The organism is Pseudomonas rosaeacicularis (assembly GCF_057128745.1).
Genome location: NZ_JBSKHT010000005.1, coordinates 97,236 through 111,175 on the forward strand (window position 1 = coordinate 97,236; position 13,940 = coordinate 111,175).

Here is a 13,940-nt window from a genome sequence, read left to right on the forward strand (position 1 = left end):
GATCAGTCGCCCTCCGGGCAGAAGCCTTCAGCCATACCGCTTCTTCGCTTCAATCGCCAAGCCGCTGCCGATACTGCCGAAGATGTTGCCTTCCACGTGCCGAGCATTGGGCAGCATTGCCGAGACGCCATTGCGCAAGGCCGGGATACCGCTCGAACCGCCGGTGAAGAACACCGTATCGACATCCGTCACCGCCGCGCCCGCATCTTTGAGCAATGCCGTCACGCTGTTGCGCACGCGTTCGAGCAGCGCATCGATGGCGGACTCGAACAACACGCGGGTCAGATCGACGCTCAACCCGGGCTCGACCCGGTCCATTGGCACCACACGATTGTCGGCATGGGTCAGTTGGATCTTGGTTTCTTCCACTTCCATCGCCAGCCAGTGCCCGGCGCGCTGATCGATCAGCTTGAACAGGCGGTCGATGCCCTGGGTGTCTTCGATGTCGTAGCGCATGCTGCCCAGTGCCAGTTGGGACTTTTGCGAGTACACCGAGTTAATGGTGTGCCACGTCGCCAGGTTCATGTGCGTACTGGTGGGCATGTAAGCGCCGCTTTTCATCCGGCTGCCGTAGCCAAACAACGGCATCACGCCCTGCAGGCTCAGTTGCTTGTCGAAATCCGTACCGCCGATGTGCACGCCGCCCGTGGCAAGAATGTCCTCGTGGCGGTCGTCATAGAAACGGCGATCTGGTGACAGACGCACCAGCGAGAAGTCCGACGTACCCCCGCCGATGTCGACGATCAATACCAGCTCTTCACGCTCAAGCGTCGACTCGTAGTCAAACGCGGCCGCAATAGGTTCGTACTGGAACGACACGTCCTTGAATCCAATCTTGCGCGCGACTTCGGCCAGAGTGTCTTCGGCTTCCTGGTCGGCCATGATGTCGTCATCGACAAAATGCACCGGGCGGCCCAGCACCACTTCTTCGAATTCACGACCTGCGGTCGCTTCAGCGCGCTTTTTCAGCTCACCGATGAACAGCGCGAGCAAATCCTTGAACGGCATCGCTGTGCCCAGCACGCTGGTGTCGTGCTTGATCAGCTTGGAGCCCAGCAGGCTTTTGAGCGAGCGCATCAACCGGCCTTCGTAGCCTTCCAGGTATTCGTGCAGCGCAAGGCGGCCGTACACCGGACGACGTTCTTCCATGTTGAAGAACACCACCGAAGGCAGGGTGATTTTGTCGTCCTCCAGCGCGATCATGGTGTCCATCCCCGGTCGCAGCCAGCCGACGGTGGAGTTGGAGGTGCCAAAGTCGATACCACAGGCACGGGCTGGAGTTTGCTTACTCATGTTCTTTACGTTCCAGTCAAAAAACGGCCGCGCAGTGTATGCGAGTGTGCGACGGATGCGTAGGGCGAGACGTCGGTTTATACACGGATACGCGTCTATTTGAGCCGTTTGGCTTGAACTGCCGGGATCTGCCCCCATTCTCCGTGTTAATTCCTACCTTGCGCTGCAACTTTGAGCGATGCTTCAAGCACGCGAAGTCGTGGCCCGACAATCTTGCAACATCCAGCACGCCAGGCGTCCTCAACTGAGGACGCTGTTTGCAACGCAGCTGGAATCCGGAATGGGTGATCGTTAGATGGATTTCAAAGATTATTACAAGATTCTTGGCGTGGAGCCGACGGCTGACGACAAGGAAATCAAAACCGCCTACCGCAAGCTGGCGCGTAAGTACCACCCCGACGTCAGTAAAGAGAAAGGCGCCGAGGACAAGTTCAAAGAGGCCAACGAGGCCTACGAAGTGCTCAGCAGCGCCGAAAAGCGCGCCGAGTACGACGACATTCGCAAGTACGGCCAGCAAGGCCGACCGTTTCAGGGGCCGCCGGGTTGGCAGAGCCGAGGCGGCGCGGGTGGCGGTGACGGTGGTTTCGATTCCACCGGCGATTTCTCCGAGTTTTTCAGTTCGATTTTTGGCAATCGCGCTCAGCAGGGCGGTCGTGCATACAGCAGTGGTCGTCGAGGACAAGACGTGGAAATGGAATTGCCGGTTTTTCTGGAAGAAACGCTGTCGACCGAATCCAAGCAAGTCAGCTTCAAGGTGCCGCAACACAACGCGGCGGGTCAGCGGATGGCTGACATCACCAAGACACTGAACGTGAAAATCCCGGCAGGCGTGACGGACGGCGAGCGCATTCGGCTCAAAGGGCAGGGCGCGCCCGGCATTGGCGGGGGTGAAAATGGCGATCTGTACCTGACACTGCGTTTGGCGCCGCATCCCAAGTTCGATGTGGAAGGCCACGATTTGATCATCACTGTGCCGCTCGCCCCATGGGAGGCGGCGCTGGGCGCGAAAATCGCGGTACCGACCCTGACCGGCAAGATCAACCTGACCATCCGCCCCGACAGCCAGACCGGCCAACGCCTGCGGGTCAAGGGTAATGGCCTGATGAACAAACAGGGGCAGCGAGGCGATTTGTATGCTCAACTCAAAGTCGTGATGCCCAAGACAACCGATGACGCCGCCAAGGCCTTGTGGGAAAAGCTGGCCGACACGGCGGCTTTCGATCCGAGGGCCCAATGGAGTAACTGATCATGAGCACCCTGGTTGTAGAGCTGGATATGAAGGAATTCTGTCAGGTGGTCGACATGTCGCCCGCCTACGTGATCGAGATCGTCGAACACGGCATTCTCGAACCTCAGGGGCAAAGGCCTGACGAGTGGTTGTTCGACACTTATTCGCTGTCAGTGGCCAAGCGTGCGGCCAAGCTGCACCACGAACTGGCAATGGAATGGGACGGCGTAGCGCTGGCGCTGGAGTTGCTGGATGAGCTGGAGAATGTTCGCGCCGAAAACCGCATGCTCAAGCAGCGATTGGGGCGGTTTTTACTGGATTGAAGTGCGGATGACCCTCTGTAGGAGTCAACTTGTTGGCGAGGCTTGATCCGGTGTGTCAGGCATACCGCCTCGCGAACAAGTTCGCTCCTACGGGGAAAGGACCAGAACCTGAGTTCGGCGCAGAAAGCGCGACGGACATCAATCCAGTGGGAGCGGACCTGTCCGCGAATACGGTGCTTCAGAGGACTCAATTTCAGCGGGTTCACGAATCTCTTCGCGGACAAGTCTGCTCCCACGGGGAGTTTCGAAATCAGCCTTTCTTGGGCAACTCCACCGTAAACGTGGTGCCATCGCCGAAGTTCGACGTCACCGTCACGCTGCCGCCGTGGGCATTCACCACTTCTTTTACGATGAACAGCCCAAGGCCCAGGCTGGTCGATGGGTTGTGATTGCCCACGTCTTCGTTCGCACTTCTTACCAGTGGATCGAAAATACTGCCGATGGCTTCCTGCGCAATCGGCTCGCCGTTGTTGTGAACGGCAATCGTGACGTGGCTTTCGCCGCCCGTCAGCGTCACGGTGATCTGGTGGCTGGCGGCGCCGTGTTGCAACGCGTTGCCAATCAAGTTTCGCAGCAACTGATCGATGCGGTTGCGATCCCACTCCCCTTGGGTATCGCCATCGTAGTTGAACACCGGATTGCAGTTCGGGTGACCAGCGCTGGCCTCGTCGATGGCATCCCGGCAGGCGATCACCATCTCCATCGGCTGGCGCTCGACCGGTAACGATACGCCAAGACGGCTGCGCACGAACTCGAGCAGATCGCTGACCATCGTCGCCATCTGACGGCTGCTGCTGTTGATACGCCCGGCATAGGCCAGCGCCGTTGCGTCCAGCCCGGATTTGCGCATCAGCACCTCCGAGGACATGCTCACCGCTTGCAGAGGCGCCCGCAGGTCGTGCCCGAGAATCGCCAGGAAAATATCCCGCGAGCGATTGACCCGCTCGGCGTAGGCGGCCGTGGATTCAGCCAGCGCTTCGTCGATGGCCTCGTTGAAACGGATCATGTCCTGAAACGAGGTCATGTCGGGTATCTTCAGGCTCTCGACCCAGAAACGGATCACTGTCGCCCGTAGGTGACGAAACTCCGAGGTCATCTGCACCAGGTCGAAACCGACTGTATGGCGCAGTTCGCCGTGGCTGGCGGCGGCTTCATCGAGGGTCGGGGTTTTATTGAGTTCCTCGCCCTGCGCTTTGGCGATCTGCTCGGCTTTGGTCTGGGCGGTGTTCATGTCCCGTGTGGCGGCCAGCAGAATAGCTTTCGCATGGTCGCGCAGTTCGACGGAGTTCATGGATTCAGCCGCGGGAGTCAGCGTGCTCGCGAAGTTTTCCCACTCATCGACGATTCGATCGACTTGCGCAACGATGAAGTCGGAAAGACGCATGGACGATTACCTTGCTGGCATAGCGGTCGGGAAGATGGCGCATAGTAACCCCTGAGGGTTGCATCAAGAACATCAGTTTCAAGCGTTGGGGTTCTAGCCACTGTCATTTCTGACAGTAGACGGTCGTAGCGGACGAGCATAACGTGAACAACAGGGCGGGATTTACTCAAGGAGAGACATCATGTTGAAAGCCGACTTTCGGACCTATATCGATCAAGAATCTGTTCTGTTGACTGAAAAAATTAACGATTCCAAGCATTCGGCCAATGATGAAGTATCCGCTGGAAAGCTACAGTTCTATCTGGCCCTGCTCGAATTCATGGATGGCAAACCGTCTAACAAGGCGCGCGGGCTGGTAGGAGCTGTCAATGACACGCTCCAAAAGCTACAAATGCTGGATAGCAAGCAAACCTTGCCATCTTTGATCAACGAGTTGCAGTGATCCTGTAGGAGCGAACTTGTTCGCGAAGCGGCATGTCTGGCACAACGCATCAGCTCGCCAACAAGTTGGCTCCTACAGAAGCGTTTTTCTTAAAACAGGAAATACCGCTGGGCCATCGGCAACTCGTCCGCCGGTTCGCACCACAACAGCACGCCATCGGCCTTGACCTGATAGGTCTGTGGGTCAACGTCGATATGGGGCAGGTAATCGTTGTGAATCAAATCGGCCTTGGTCACGTTGCGACAGCCTTTGACCACGGCGATCTGCTTCTTCAATCCCAGCTGTTCAGGCACACCTGCGTCCATGGCCGCCTGGCTGATAAAAGTCAGGCTGCTGGCGTGCAATGAGCTGCCGTAGCTGGCGAACATCGGGCGGTAGTGAACCGGTTGCGGGGTCGGGATCGAAGCGTTGGCATCACCCATCAAGCTGGCCGCGATGGAACCGCCCTTGAGGATCAGCGTTGGTTTCACACCGAAGAACGCCGGGCGCCACAGCACCAGATCCGCCCACTTGCCCACTTCGATGGAGCCCACCTCATGGCTGATGCCGTGGGTGATCGCCGGGTTGATGGTGTATTTGGCGATGTAGCGCTTGGCGCGGAAGTTGTCGTTGCCTTTACCGTCTTGCGGCAGCGGCCCCCGTTGTTTCTTCATTTTGTCGGCGGTTTGCCAGGTGCGGATGATCACCTCGCCCACACGGCCCATGGCCTGGCTGTCGGAGCTGAGCATCGAGAATGCGCCCAGGTCGTGCAGGATGTCTTCGGCGGCAATGGTTTCGCGGCGGATGCGGCTTTCAGCGAAGGCCACGTCTTCGGCGATGCTCGGGTCCAGGTGATGGCAGACCATCAGCATGTCCAGATGCTCGTCGATGGTGTTGCGGGTGAACGGCCGCGTCGGGTTGGTCGAGCTCGGCAGTACGTTGGGGAAGCCGCAGGCCTTGATGATGTCCGGCGCGTGACCGCCACCGGCACCTTCGGTGTGATAGGTGTGGATCGTGCGGTTCTTGAACGCGGCCAGCGTGGTTTCGACGAAGCCGGATTCGTTCAGCGTGTCGGTATGAATCGCCACTTGCACGTCGTACAGGTCGGCCACGCTCAGGCAATTATCGATGGCCGCAGGCGTAGTGCCCCAGTCCTCGTGCAGCTTGAGGCCAATGGCGCCGGCTTTGACTTGCTCGATCAACGGTTCCGGCAGGCTGACGTTGCCCTTGCCAGTGAAGCCGATGTTCATCGGGAATGCTTCGGCGGCCTGGAGCATGCGCGCCATGTGCCAGGGGCCGGGCGTGACCGTCGTGGCGTTTGTACCGGTTGCCGGGCCGGTGCCGCCGCCGATCATGGTGGTCACGCCGCTCATCAGCGCTTCTTCGATCTGCTGCGGGCAGATGAAGTGGATGTGGGTGTCGACGCCGCCTGCGGTGAGGATCATGCCTTCGCCGGCGATGATTTCCGTCGCTGCACCAATGGCGATGGTGACATTGGGCTGAATGTCCGGATTGCCGGCTTTGCCGATGGCGGCGATGCGGCCGTCCTTGATGCCGACGTCGGCTTTGACGATGCCCCAGTGATCGACGATCAACGCGTTGGTGATCAGCGTGTCGACCACTTCAGCGGCGAGCCTCTGGCCCTGACCCATGCCGTCACGAATGACCTTGCCGCCGCCGAACTTCACTTCTTCGCCGTAGGTGGTGAAGTCCTTTTCGACCTCAATCCACAACTCGGTGTCCGCCAGACGCACACGGTCGCCGACGGTTGGGCCGAACATATCGGCGTAGGCTTGTCTGGAGATCTTCATCGGGATTCCTTGAATTCAAAAAATATCGCGTATGACGGATAACTGTAGGAGCGTGGCTTGTCCCGCGATCGGCTGCGAAGCAGTCGTAAATCCTGCTGGTCAGGTTTATCTGGCACACCGTGTTCTCCGGGTTTGCTGCCGGTTCCCGGCAGATCGCGGGACAAGCCACGCTCCTACAGGAGATCGCTCCGCCTTTTAATCCAGCTCGCCCATGACTCTGCCGGCAAACCCGAACACGCGGCGGTTGCCCGACAGGTCCACCAATTCCACATCCCGCGACTGCCCAGGCTCGAAGCGCACGGCCGTGCCTGCGGGGATGTTCAGGCGCATGCCTCTGGCTGCGACGCGATCAAAAGTCAGGGCGTCGTTGGTTTCGAAAAAGTGAAAATGCGAGCCCACTTGAATCGGCCGGTCGCCGCTGTTGGCGACGTTCAGGGTGATCGTGCGGCGACCGGCGTTGAGTTCGATGTCGCCGGGCTGGATCTGGTACTGACCTGGGATCATGCGGTCTTCCTCGACAAAACTTTGTAATAGATGGCAGTGGCTTTGTATTCACCGTCAGGGTTGCAGGCGTAATCCGGGATTTTGCCGGAGAGCTGGTAGCCCATCGCCCGATAGAAATCTTCGGCCGCCGAACCGTCCAGCGTGTCCAGATGCAACATGCCGCGCTTGAGTTGATGCGCTGCCTGTTCAACCGTTTGCATCAGCTGCGAGGCAAGGCCACGACGGCGCGCCCCATGCAGCACCAGCAACTTCTGCACCTCGGCGCGGTTCAGGCCGTTGGCCTTCTGGCACAGGGCCAATTGCACCGTGGCCAGCACTTGTTCTTCCTGCACCACGACCCACAGCAGCAACCGGCCTTGTTCGATTTCCGCTTTTACGCTGTCACTCCAGGCAAGTGCCTGCGCAATATCCACATCGGCCATGAAGCCCAGCGACGCGCCGCGATGAACCGCATCCAGCAACAACTCCGCCAGGCCCTGGCGATAGTGCGCAAAGCTCTCGGAGGTAACGCGTCGAATCTGGGCGGCGTTCATCGTTGGGGCATCCTTTCAGAAAGTGAAGCTCAGGCCATGTTCAGGATTTGGGTGCTTGTGACGGTGGCGCGTCGGCACCGGGGGACAGATCAAGCTGCATGAAGGTCAAGTCCAGCCAGCGACCGAACTTGGTGCCGACCTGCGGCATCTGGCCGGTGATGTTGAAACCGAGTTTCTGATGCAGATGAATCGACGCTGCGTTACCGCTTTCGATGGCGGCGACCATCATGTGTTTGTCACACGCCTTGGCGCGCTCGATCAAGGCGCTCATCAGTCGAGGGCCCAGGCCATTGCCGCGCTGATCGGCGCGCACGTACACCGAATGCTCGACGCTATGGCGAAAGCCTTCGAAGGGGCGCCAGTCACCAAACGAGGCATAGCCCACCACTTCATCTACTGCATCGATGGCCACCAGAATCGGGTACGCCTGCGCAGCACGGGCGTTGAACCACGCCTCGCGGTTGGCCAGATCCACGGGCTGTTCATTCCAGATCGCCGTAGTGTTGAGTACGGCGTCGTTGTAGATGGCGAGCACCGCGCTCATGTCCGCAGGCAGGGCGTCGCGAATCAGGTCAGTCATGTTCGTTCCACGTCTTATCGAGTGTCAGGCGATCGGTTGATGCACGGTCACAAGCTTGGTGCCGTCGGGGAAGGTGGCCTCGACCTGAATCTCCGGGATCATTTCCGGGATGCCTTCCATCACTTGTTCGCGGGTCAGGAGAGTGGTGCCGAAATGCATCAGGTCGGCAACCGTCTGGCCGTCTCGCGCGCCTTCCAGGAGGGCTGCGGAGATGAAGGCCATGGCTTCGGGATAATTGAGTTTCAAACCCCGTGCCAATCGCCGCTCGGCAACGAGGCCTGCGGTGAAGATCAGCATCTTGTCTTTTTCGCGTGGCGTCAGGTCCATGGTTTATCCATTGAGAACGATGATTAACCTGTAGGAGCTGCCGAAGGCTGCGATAAGGTCGGAACGACCTTCCTACGTATTCAAATTCAAAAATTCATTCGGTTGCGGGCCGCGTCTCACCGAGGTTGCGATTGCTGCGCAATCGATCGCAGCCTTCGGCAGCTCCTACAGGGGACTCACGGCGACTCACGTACTCCAAATCCTCGGCGCGACGGCTTCGCGGCCCAGCAGTGCCGGGCGCAGCAGTTTCCATAATTCGATTAGCCAGGCCCGTGCATGCAGTGCCTCGTCAGCCAGGCAGCGCGCCACCACCAGCCCCGGCAATTGCGTAACGTCTCCGCGCACCGGCGAATGTTCAGCCAGGGTGCGGCAGGTTTCCATCAAGTGGGCATCGATCTCGCCGGTGACGATCAACGTCGCAAACACTGGCTTGCCGTCCAGGCCAATCGGTGACTCCAGCAAACCGTCGTTGCCGACAATGCGCTGGCGTTCGTGCCAGAGCAATTGGCCGTCGCGACGAATGTCCAGATGCGCCTGAAAGTGTCCCAGATCAAAACGCTCGCCACTGGCAGGACGGCCCAGCGCAACCACGTCCCAGTAAAGCAGTCGCGCGTCGCCTTGCAGCTCAATGCAGGTACTGAGTTCGGCTTTGGCGTCGCTGAAGACAATCGTCTCTTGAGGCAGCCATTCCAGCGTGCCCCCGGCTTCGATCTTCAGGTTCAGCTGCTGAAACGCAGGCCCGGCAGCGCGATACCACTTAGCCGCGCCAGGGCTGGTCAACTGCGCCCAGGCATTGGGGCCGACGTTAACGTCGATGTCCAGGCGATCCCCGCCCGCAATGCCGCCGGGCGGGTGGACGATGATGTGCTGGCAGACTTCAGGGCCTTCGGCGTACAGGTGCTTTTGCACCCGCAGCGGGCCTTTGTGTCGGCGTTGCGTCGGGCGGGTACTCTCGCCGAAACGCCCATAGCCCAGTTCCAGCTCGGCATGCCAGCTGGGGGTGAAGAGAGCGGTGTGGGCAGGAAGATTCATAGCGTTCTTTTATCGTGTTTCGAAGGTGGGCACCTTACCGGATTAAGCGTCAGATGGTCACCAGACCGCGCACGCCTTCGGCTTCCATGTTCTCGCCACGGCCTTGCTGCACGATCTCGCCACGGGACATGACGATGTACTGATCGGCCAGCTCGGCGGCGAAATCGTAAAACTGTTCCACCAGCAAAATCGCCATGTCGCCCCGTGCAGCCAGCTTTTTGATGACCGCACCGATTTCTTTGATCACCGAGGGCTGAATGCCCTCGGTCGGCTCGTCGAGAATCAGCAGGCGAGGGCGGCTGGCCAACGCGCGACCAATCGCCAATTGTTGCTGCTGACCGCCGGACAAGTCGCCGCCACGGCGTTGCTTCATTTGCAGCAGTACGGGGAACAGCTCGTAGATGAACGCCGGGACTTCCTTGGCTTCGGAACCGGGGAAACGCGACAGGCCCATCAACAGGTTTTCTTCCACAGTCAGGCGCCCGAAAATCTCCCGGCCCTGAGGCACGTACGCGATGCCGGCATGCACCCGCTGATGCGGTTTGAACGTGGTGATCGGTTTGCCTTCCCACTGCACCGCACCCTCCTTGGAAGGCAGTAGGCCCATGAGCACTTTGAGCAGCGTGGTTTTGCCCACGCCGTTACGGCCCAGCAGGCAGGTGACTTCGCCGACTTTCACATCGAAAGACAGGCCGCGAAGAATGTGGCTGCCGCCGTAGTATTGGTGAAGCTTTTCGACTTGGAGCATGTTCAGATCCCAGGCAAATAAATGACCAACCTGTAGGAGCGAATTTATTCGCGAGGCGCGGCATCAGGCACACCGCGTTGTTCTTCTCGCCAACAAGTTGGCTCCTACAGGGGTTGTATCAGCGGCCCAAATAAACCTCGATAACTCTTTCATCCGCCTGCACATCTTCAAGCGATCCCTCGGCCAGCACGCTGCCTTGGTGCAGCACGGTCACGTGGTCGGCGATGGAGCCGACAAAGCCCATGTCGTGCTCGACCACCATCAGCGAATGCTTGACCGCAAGACTCTTGAACAGCTCGGCGGTGAATTCGGTTTCGGCATCGGTCATGCCCGCCACTGGCTCATCGAGCAACAGCAATTGCGGGTCTTGAACCAGCAACATGCCGATCTCCAGAAACTGTTTCTGGCCGTGAGACAACAGACCTGCCGGACGCGACATCGAACTGGTCAAACGAATGGTGTCCAGCACCTCATCGATGCGGTCGCGTTGCTCGCCGTTGAGTCTGGCGCGCAAACTGGCCCACACCGACTTGTCGGTTTTCTGCGCCAGCTCCAGGTTCTCGAACACGCTCAGCGCCTCGAAAACAGTGGGCTTTTGAAACTTGCGACCGATGCCTGCCTGAGCGATTTGCACTTCGCTCATCTGCGTCAGGTCCAGGGTTTCGCCGAACCAGGCTTTGCCGTGGCTGGGACGGGTCTTGCCGGTGATCACGTCCATCAGCGTGGTCTTGCCCGCGCCGTTGGGGCCGATGATGCAGCGCAACTCGCCGACGCTGATGTACAGATTCAAATCGTTAAGGGCTTTGAAGCCGTCGAAGCTGACGCTGATGTCTTCCAGCGTGAGGATCGTGCCGTGCCGGGTGTTCAGGCCTTTGCCGGCAACCTGGCCCAAACCGATAGCGTCGCGGCTGGTGCCGGCGTCGCTGTTGGGATCGAGACCAGGATCGAGCGCCGGGTCGAAGGCTGGGGTGGGAGTGACTTTCATTGTTCGCCCCTTTTCTTCAGCAGGCCGATCACGCCTTTGGGCAGATACAGCGTCACCACGATGAACAGCGCGCCCAAAAAGAACAGCCAGTATTCCGGGAACGCGACGGTGAACCAGCTCTTCATGCCGTTGACCACGCCTGCGCCCAGCAACGGACCGATCAGCGTGCCACGCCCGCCGAGTGCAACCCACACAGCGGCCTCGATGGAGTTGGTCGGCGACATCTCGCTCGGGTTGATGATGCCGACCTGCGGCACGTACAACGCACCCGCCAAACCGCACAACACCGCGCTCAATACCCAGACGAACAGCTTGAAACCCCGTGGGTCGTAGCCGCAGAACATCAGGCGGTTTTCCGCGTCGCGCAATGCGGTCAGTACCCGGCCGAACTTGCTCTGCGCCAGCCGCCAGCCCACATAAAGGCTGCCCACCAGCAGAACCACGGTCAGCAAGAACAGGACGGCCCTTGTGCCTTGAGACGTGATGCTGAAACCCAGAATGCTGCGAAAGTTGGTGAAGCCGTTGTTGCCACCGAAGCCGGTTTCGTTGCGAAAGAACAACAGCATCCCGGCGAAGGTCAACGCCTGAGTCATGATCGAGAAGTACACGCCCTTGATTCGGGAGCGGAAGGCGAAGAAGCCGAACACCAGCGCCAGCAGACCGGGCGCCAGTACCACCAGGCACATGGCCCAGAGAAAGTGCTGCGTGCCAGCCCAATACCAAGGGATTTCAGTCCACGACAGAAAGGTCATGAACGCCGGCAAACCATCGCCCGCCGCTTCGCGCATCAGGTACATGCCCATGGCGTAACCGCCGAGGGCGAAGAACAGGCCGTGGCCCAGCGACAGCAAACCTGCATAACCCCACACCAGATCCAGCGCCAGGGCGACGATTGCATAACAGAGAATCTTGCCCACCAGCGTCAAGGTGTAGGCCGAAACTTGCAGGCTGTTGCTTTCCGGCAGCAGCGACAAAACGGGCAGGGCGATCAGCAGCGCGAGAATGACCACGCCGACGCCGATCGTGACTTTGGTGCCAGCGCGTTGCGCAGCAGTGACCATCAGTGGTTGATTCATCAGTCGATCACCCGTCCTTTGAGTGCGAATAGGCCCTGCGGACGTTTCTGAATGAACAGAATGATCAGCGCCAGGATGAGGATCTTGCCGAGTACGGCGCCGATCTGAGGTTCGAGAATCTTGTTGGCGATGCCCAACCCGAACGCGGCCATCACGCTGCCGGCCAGTTGACCGACCCCGCCGAGCACCACCACCAGGAACGAGTCGATGATGTAGCTCTGGCCCAGGTCAGGGCCGACGTTGCCGATCTGGCTCAGCGCCACACCGCCCAGCCCCGCGATGCCGGAACCGAGCCCGAACGCCATCATGTCAATGCGCCCGGTCGGTACGCCACAGCAGGCTGCCATGTTGCGATTCTGCGTGACCGCACGCACGTTCAGGCCCAGTCGGGTCTTGTTCAGCAAAAGCCAGGTCAGTACTACCACGAACAGCGCGAAGGCGATGATCACGATGCGGTTGTAAGGCAGCACCAGATTGGGCAGCACTTGAATGCCGCCGGACAGCCATTCCGGGTTGGCGACTTCGACGTTCTGCGCGCCGAACACCACGCGGATCAACTGAATCAGCATCAGGCTGATACCCCATGTGGCGAGCAGGGTTTCCAGCGGGCGGCCATACAAGTGGCGAATGATCGTGCGTTCCAGCGCCATGCCGATGCAGGCGGTGACGAAGAAGGCGACCGGCAACGCGATCAGCGGATAGAACTCGATGGCGCCCGGTGCATAGCGCTGAAACATCAGCTGCACGACGTAGGTCGAGTAAGCGCCGAGCATCAGCATCTCGCCGTGGGCCATGTTGATCACACCGAGCAGGCCGAAGGTGATCGCCAGGCCCAGCGCTGCCAGCAACAGGATCGAACCCAGCGACATACCGCTGAAGGCCTGACCGAGGATCTCGCCGATCATCAGTTTGCGTTTCACCTGCGCCAGACTGGTTTCAGCCGCCAAGCGCACGGTGGCGTCGGTTTCGACGTTGGGTTCCAACAGCGTTTCGAGGCGGGTTCGGGCCAGCGGATCGCCGGTTTCGCCCAGCAGGCGCACAGCGGCGAGGCGCACCGTCGGGCTGGTGTCCACCAATTGCAGATTGGCCAGCGCCAGGCTCAGCGCCGAGCGCACGTTGTCATTTTGCTCGCTGGCGACTTGCTGGGTGAGCAGCGGCAGTTGCGCAGGGCGAGCACTTTTTTGCAGTTGTTGGGCGGCGGCCAGACGCAGCTTGTCGTCGACGGCCAGCAACTGGTGACTCGCGAGGGCGGTATCGACCAGGCCGCGCAGTCGGTTGTTCAGGCGCAGTTTGCGCGGTTCGTCAGGCGTTGGCGCATCGCCAGCGGCGGGGGCGTCAGGGTCGACAGCCACCAGTTTGTCGCCGGTTTCGATGAAGGCGCGTTTGCTGCTGTCGGCAGCGACACGGCCGTCTTGCAGGGCAATGATCAGCTCGACGCGTGCTGGATCGGGCTTGGCGGACCAGGCCTCCAGCAAATCAGCTTGTTTGGCGGAACTGGCCGCAACGAAATCACCGGCATCGCTGGCGTGGGCTTCGAAAGGCAGCAGCAGGGCGAGGGCGACGATGAAGCGGTAGAGAGATTTGGGCATGTTGGTGGCCTTGGTGTCGGCGTACAGCAGAGAAACCGTGTTGAATCATTCGCGGACGAGTCCGCTCCCACAGGATTCAGGCAATCCCCTGTAGGAGCTGCCGAAG

At 59.8% G+C, this 13,940-nt stretch carries 15 protein-coding genes; 3 read left to right on the forward strand and 12 right to left on the reverse strand.

Translation table 11 applies throughout. The annotated features are described in order from the left end of the window. Positions 1-27: 27 nt before the first annotated feature. A complete protein-coding gene (locus tag ACWKWM_RS08470) occupies positions 28-1,293 on the reverse strand; it encodes an Hsp70 family protein (protein ID WP_483845710.1) in 1,266 nt (421 codons plus the stop codon). Positions 1,294-1,588: 295 nt separating this feature from the next. Here ACWKWM_RS08470 and cbpA point away from each other — a divergent pair, with 295 nt between their 5' ends. Continuing rightward, positions 1,589-2,539, forward strand: coding sequence for a curved DNA-binding protein (gene cbpA / locus ACWKWM_RS08475; protein ID WP_483845711.1), 951 nt, complete (start codon positions 1,589-1,591; stop codon positions 2,537-2,539). Positions 2,540-2,541: 2 nt separating this feature from the next. Then, positions 2,542-2,844 (forward strand): chaperone modulator CbpM, encoded by a 303-nt coding sequence (locus tag ACWKWM_RS08480; RefSeq protein WP_483845712.1) that lies wholly within the window; start codon positions 2,542-2,544, stop codon positions 2,842-2,844. Between the two features lie 250 nt (positions 2,845-3,094). Here the strand turns inward: ACWKWM_RS08480 and ACWKWM_RS08485 are convergent, their stop codons facing one another. Continuing rightward, positions 3,095-4,228: a sensor histidine kinase gene (locus tag ACWKWM_RS08485; RefSeq protein ID WP_483845713.1), complete on the reverse strand. Its 1,134-nt coding sequence runs from the start codon at positions 4,226-4,228 to the stop codon at positions 3,095-3,097. Between the two features lie 181 nt (positions 4,229-4,409). On the opposite strand from ACWKWM_RS08485, the gene ACWKWM_RS08490 reads away from it, so the two are divergent. Then, complete coding sequence (locus ACWKWM_RS08490) at positions 4,410-4,670, forward strand: hypothetical protein (protein WP_483845714.1); 261 nt, start codon at positions 4,410-4,412, stop codon at positions 4,668-4,670. A gap of 89 nt (positions 4,671-4,759) precedes the next feature. Here ACWKWM_RS08490 and ureC read toward each other — a convergent pair whose 3' ends face one another. The 10 genes from ureC to urtB all read right to left on the reverse strand — a co-directional run bounded on the left by ureC (position 4,760) and on the right by urtB (position 13,834). Continuing rightward, entirely contained in the window at positions 4,760-6,460 is a 1,701-nt protein-coding gene (ureC, locus tag ACWKWM_RS08495; RefSeq protein ID WP_483845715.1) for an urease subunit alpha, read from the reverse strand. Between the two features lie 195 nt (positions 6,461-6,655). After that, positions 6,656-6,964 (reverse strand): urease subunit beta, encoded by a 309-nt coding sequence (locus ACWKWM_RS08500; RefSeq protein ID WP_483845716.1) that lies wholly within the window; start codon positions 6,962-6,964, stop codon positions 6,656-6,658. Beyond that, entirely contained in the window at positions 6,961-7,497 is a 537-nt protein-coding gene (locus tag ACWKWM_RS08505) for an N-acetyltransferase family protein (RefSeq protein ID WP_483845717.1), read from the reverse strand. The genes ACWKWM_RS08500 and ACWKWM_RS08505 overlap by 4 nt, the downstream gene beginning before the upstream one ends. A gap of 40 nt (positions 7,498-7,537) precedes the next feature. Continuing rightward, positions 7,538-8,077, reverse strand: coding sequence for an N-acetyltransferase family protein (locus tag ACWKWM_RS08510; protein ID WP_483845718.1), 540 nt, complete (start codon positions 8,075-8,077; stop codon positions 7,538-7,540). A gap of 24 nt (positions 8,078-8,101) precedes the next feature. Next, positions 8,102-8,404, reverse strand: a complete 303-nt coding sequence (locus ACWKWM_RS08515) for an urease subunit gamma (RefSeq protein ID WP_483836288.1) — start codon at positions 8,402-8,404, stop codon at positions 8,102-8,104. Positions 8,405-8,590: 186 nt separating this feature from the next. After that, positions 8,591-9,436 (reverse strand): urease accessory protein UreD, encoded by an 846-nt coding sequence (locus tag ACWKWM_RS08520; RefSeq protein WP_483845719.1) that lies wholly within the window; start codon positions 9,434-9,436, stop codon positions 8,591-8,593. A gap of 49 nt (positions 9,437-9,485) precedes the next feature. Further along, positions 9,486-10,184, reverse strand: a complete 699-nt coding sequence (gene urtE / locus ACWKWM_RS08525) for an urea ABC transporter ATP-binding subunit UrtE (RefSeq protein WP_268799364.1) — start codon at positions 10,182-10,184, stop codon at positions 9,486-9,488. A 118-nt stretch (positions 10,185-10,302) separates the two neighbouring features. After that, a complete protein-coding gene (gene urtD, locus ACWKWM_RS08530; RefSeq protein ID WP_483845720.1) occupies positions 10,303-11,169 on the reverse strand; it encodes an urea ABC transporter ATP-binding protein UrtD in 867 nt (288 codons plus the stop codon). Next, entirely contained in the window at positions 11,166-12,245 is a 1,080-nt protein-coding gene (urtC, locus tag ACWKWM_RS08535) for an urea ABC transporter permease subunit UrtC (RefSeq protein ID WP_483845721.1), read from the reverse strand. Before urtC ends, urtD begins: the two co-directional genes overlap by 4 nt. Next, positions 12,245-13,834: an urea ABC transporter permease subunit UrtB gene (gene urtB, locus ACWKWM_RS08540; RefSeq protein WP_483845722.1), complete on the reverse strand. Its 1,590-nt coding sequence runs from the start codon at positions 13,832-13,834 to the stop codon at positions 12,245-12,247. The genes urtC and urtB overlap by 1 nt, the downstream gene beginning before the upstream one ends. Between the last annotated feature and the right edge of the window lie 106 nt (positions 13,835-13,940).

Coding starts and splice junctions, on each gene's coding strand:
- ACWKWM_RS08470 (WP_483845710.1), bottom strand. CDS start 1,293: ATGAGTAAGCAAACTCCAGCCCGTGCCTGTGGTATCGACTTTGGCACC.
- cbpA (WP_483845711.1), top strand. CDS start 1,589: ATGGATTTCAAAGATTATTACAAGATTCTTGGCGTGGAGCCGACGGCT.
- ACWKWM_RS08480 (WP_483845712.1), top strand. CDS start 2,542: ATGAGCACCCTGGTTGTAGAGCTGGATATGAAGGAATTCTGTCAGGTG.
- ACWKWM_RS08485 (WP_483845713.1), bottom strand. CDS start 4,228: ATGCGTCTTTCCGACTTCATCGTTGCGCAAGTCGATCGAATCGTCGAT.
- ACWKWM_RS08490 (WP_483845714.1), top strand. CDS start 4,410: ATGTTGAAAGCCGACTTTCGGACCTATATCGATCAAGAATCTGTTCTG.
- ureC (WP_483845715.1), bottom strand. CDS start 6,460: ATGAAGATCTCCAGACAAGCCTACGCCGATATGTTCGGCCCAACCGTC.
- ACWKWM_RS08500 (WP_483845716.1), bottom strand. CDS start 6,964: ATGATCCCAGGTCAGTACCAGATCCAGCCCGGCGACATCGAACTCAAC.
- ACWKWM_RS08505 (WP_483845717.1), bottom strand. CDS start 7,497: ATGAACGCCGCCCAGATTCGACGCGTTACCTCCGAGAGCTTTGCGCAC.
- ACWKWM_RS08510 (WP_483845718.1), bottom strand. CDS start 8,077: ATGACTGACCTGATTCGCGACGCCCTGCCTGCGGACATGAGCGCGGTG.
- ACWKWM_RS08515 (WP_483836288.1), bottom strand. CDS start 8,404: ATGGACCTGACGCCACGCGAAAAAGACAAGATGCTGATCTTCACCGCA.
- ACWKWM_RS08520 (WP_483845719.1), bottom strand. CDS start 9,436: ATGAATCTTCCTGCCCACACCGCTCTCTTCACCCCCAGCTGGCATGCC.
- urtE (WP_268799364.1), bottom strand. CDS start 10,184: ATGCTCCAAGTCGAAAAGCTTCACCAATACTACGGCGGCAGCCACATT.
- urtD (WP_483845720.1), bottom strand. CDS start 11,169: ATGAAAGTCACTCCCACCCCAGCCTTCGACCCGGCGCTCGATCCTGGT.
- urtC (WP_483845721.1), bottom strand. CDS start 12,245: ATGAATCAACCACTGATGGTCACTGCTGCGCAACGCGCTGGCACCAAA.
- urtB (WP_483845722.1), bottom strand. CDS start 13,834: ATGCCCAAATCTCTCTACCGCTTCATCGTCGCCCTCGCCCTGCTGCTG.